We start from the raw sequence: 3383 nt of genomic DNA, 5'->3' as shown, positions 1-3383 counted from the left end.
CTTTTTAATCCTAAAATAATTTGTCGTTTGTTCATTCTTTTACACTTTTTTGTGTAAAGCTATTTTAGGACAAGACATTGTGAAGTCGTAAGTTGTGAGTTATGAGTTATGAGTTATGAGTGCGGGGTAAAGTCGTGAAGTTGATGAGTTGTGAAGACGTGAAGTTGAAATATTTTGCTTTATGAAGAGATTCTTCACTGCGCTGTGCTTCGTTCAGAATGACAGGGTTATATATTTTAATCATGATTAGAAATCCGTTTCAATTGGAGAATTGTTTTTGAATCGCAAAGATTTTTTTTCTTGAATTACTTTTTAAGTGAGCTAAGTGAGAATTCGCTAGCGAATTGATGAAGCTGTGTTTTAATATTTTTATTATATTTAAACAATTATAAAGTAATCCTCAAAGATTAAAAAAACGATGCATCTGGTAGTTTCGTTTCAATTTCAGCTACTTGCATCAGGTTTAAAAATCTTAGTGGTGAGATTAAAAACGACACCGTAAAAAAAAAATAATCGACAAATGAAAATTTTAGTAGAAACAGAAAGGTTAATTTTAAGAGAGTTAGAATACACAGACGAAAATGACTTATTCGAAATGGATTCTGACCCAGAAGTTCATTTGTTTATTGAAAATAATCCTGTAAAATCAATTGACGAAATAACAAAAGTGATTGAAATGCTTAAAAAGCAATATCAAGAAAATGGAATTGCTCGTTGGGCTGTAATTGATAAATTAACCAACGAATGTATTGGTTGGGCTGGTTTAAAATATTTTGACCAACCATTAAATAATCACCACAATTTTTACGAACTTGGTTATAGGTTTAAGAAAAAACATTGGGGTAAAGGTTTTGCTACAGAATCTTCTATTGCTATTTTGGATTATGGATTTTCAAACTTAAATATTGACCAAATTTTTGCTATCGTTGACCCGAAAAATGTAAACTCTAAGAAGGTTTTGTCTAAATTGGGCTTTGAATTTCAAGAAACCTTTGATTACGAAGGTGCCCCAACAGACTGGTTTGAATTGAAAAAGACTACTTGGGAACATAAAAAGTAGATTTCCTGACAACTGTAATTGTTGGACAACTTGAGTTTTTGTGGAATTGATGAAGCGTGTGTTTTAAAATGCTTTTTTTATGAAGTTTTTTGTTTGGAAATAATTTTCTTTTCCCCGACCCTGACTTCGACGACACTCAGTCACCAAGGTGGAATATTATTTTTTATTATATTTAAGTAATAACAAAGTAATAGTCACGGATTACAAATCCGCGACATCGGGTCTATAGGGTGAAGTGCTTTTTGAGATGGGGCTTCTAGGGTATATTTTTATACGCAAAGATTTTTTTTCTTGAATTGCTTTTTTAAGTGAGCAAAGTGGGAATTCGCTAGCGAATTGATGAAGCGTGTGTTTTAATATTTTTATTATATTTAAGTAATAACAAAGTAATAGTCACGGATTACAAATCCGCGACATCGGGCTTTTTTTTCTTGAATTGCTTTTTAAGTGAGCTAAGTTGGCGAAATTCATTCGCTTTGAAGCGATGTGGGAATTGTTATTTAAACAGACTTTTTTCTATCACAAAGTTCACGGAGATGTGGTGAAATGATAGCGTTTTTAAGGGCTCTGAGGAACATCGGAGATGTTCTGGAAAGGTCACGGATATTCGGTTGGCAGGTGTAGAAAAACTTTTTCCTTGATGAAAAGATTCTTCACTATGCTACGCTTCGTTCAGAATGACAGGGTTATGTTTTTTGCTCACGATTAGGAATCTAATTATTGGGGGGATTTTTTTTGAAACGCAAAGATTTTTTTTCTTGAATTGCTTTTTTAAGTGAGCTAAGTGAGAATTCGCTAGCGAATTGATGGAGCTTGTGTTTTAAATATTTTATTATATTTAAACAATTATAAAGTAATCCTCAAAGATTAAAAAAACGATGCATCTGGTATTTTCGTTTCAATTTCAGCTACTTGCATCAGGTTTAAAAATCTTAGTGGTGAGATTAAAAACGACACCGTAAAAAAAATAATCGACAAATGAATATTTTATTAGAAACAGAAAGGTTAATTTTAAGAGAGTTAGAATACATAGACGAAAATGACTTATTCGAAATGGATTCTGACCCAGAAGTTCATTTGTTTATTGAAAATAATCCTGTAAAATCAATTGACGAAATAACAAAAGTGATTGAAATGCTTAAAAAGCAATATCAAGAAAATGGAATTGCTCGTTGGGCTGTAATTGATAAATTAACCAACGAATGTATTGGTTGGGCTGGTTTAAAATATTTTGACCGACCATTAAATAATCACCACAATTTTTACGAACTTGGTTATAGGTTTAAGAAAAAACATTGGGGTAAAGGTTTTGCTACAGAATCTTCTATTGCTATTTTGGATTATGGATTTTCAAACTTAAATATTGACCAAATTTTTGCTATCGTTGACCCGAAAAATGTAAACTCTAAGAAGGTTTTGTCTAAATTGGGCTTTGAATTTCAAGAAACCTTTGATTACGAAGGTGACCCAACAGACTGGTTTGAATTGAAAAAGACTACTTGGGAACATAAAAAGTCGACTCCCCGACAGCAGTAACTGTGGCCCAACTTCAGATTTTGTGGAATTGATGAAGCGTGTGTTTTAAAATGCTTTTTTTATGAAGTTTTTTGTTTGGAAATAATTTTCTTTTCCCCGACCCTGACTTCGACGACACTCAGTCACCAAGGTGGAATATTATTTTTTATTATATTTAAGTAATAACAAAGTAATAGTCACGGATTACAAATCCGCGACATCGGGGGAATTTATTTTTCATTATATTTAAGTAGTTACAAAGTAGTAGTCACGGATTACAAATCCGCGACATCGGGGGTTATGGGTTATGGGTTATGGGTTATGAGTTATGAGTTATGAGTTATGAGTGCGGGGTGAAGTCGTGAAGTTGATGAGTTGTGAAGACGTGAAGTTGAAATATTTTGCTTTAAGAAGAGATTCTTCACTACGCTGTGCTTCGTTCAGAATGACAGGGTTATGTTTTTTGCTCACGATTAGGAATCTATATTATTGGCGAAATTGTTTTTGAAAAGCAAAGATTTTTTTTTCTTGAATTACTTTTTTAAGTGAGCTAAGTTGGCGAAATTCATTCGCTTTGAAGCGATGTGATGAAGGATGAGGTGCGGGGTAAAGTCGTGAAGTTGATGTGTTGTGAAGGCGTAAGTTGTGAGTTATGAGTTATGAATTATGAGTTATGAGTTATGAGTTATGAGTGCGGGATGAAGTCGTGAAGTTGAAATATTTTGCTTTATGAAGAGATTCTTCACTACGCTGTGCTTCGTTCAGAATGACAGGGTTATGTTTTTTGCTCACGATTAGGAATCTATAT

2 protein-coding genes are annotated in these 3383 nt (G+C 33.0%); both read left to right on the top strand.

Features of this window, described 5'->3' with window-relative positions:
• Positions 1-520 precede the first annotated feature (520 nt).
• The gene (locus QO190_RS13180; protein WP_371463840.1) at positions 521-1060 is read left to right on the top strand and encodes a GNAT family N-acetyltransferase; all 540 of its coding nucleotides are present in this window, start codon (positions 521-523) and stop codon (positions 1058-1060) included.
• A 978-nt stretch (positions 1061-2038) separates the two neighbouring features.
• Positions 2039-2596, top strand: a complete 558-nt coding sequence (locus QO190_RS13175; RefSeq protein WP_371463838.1) for a GNAT family N-acetyltransferase — start codon at positions 2039-2041, stop codon at positions 2594-2596.
• The last annotated feature ends 787 nt before the right edge of the window (positions 2597-3383 follow it).

Origin of the sequence: Cloacibacterium sp. Arc13 (assembly GCF_041431305.1) — a bacterium.
GTDB classification, from domain to species: domain Bacteria; phylum Bacteroidota; class Bacteroidia; order Flavobacteriales; family Weeksellaceae; genus Cloacibacterium; species Cloacibacterium caeni_B.
Note: the sequence above shows the minus strand (reverse complement) of the source record. Positions and strands in the feature narration are given on the sequence as shown.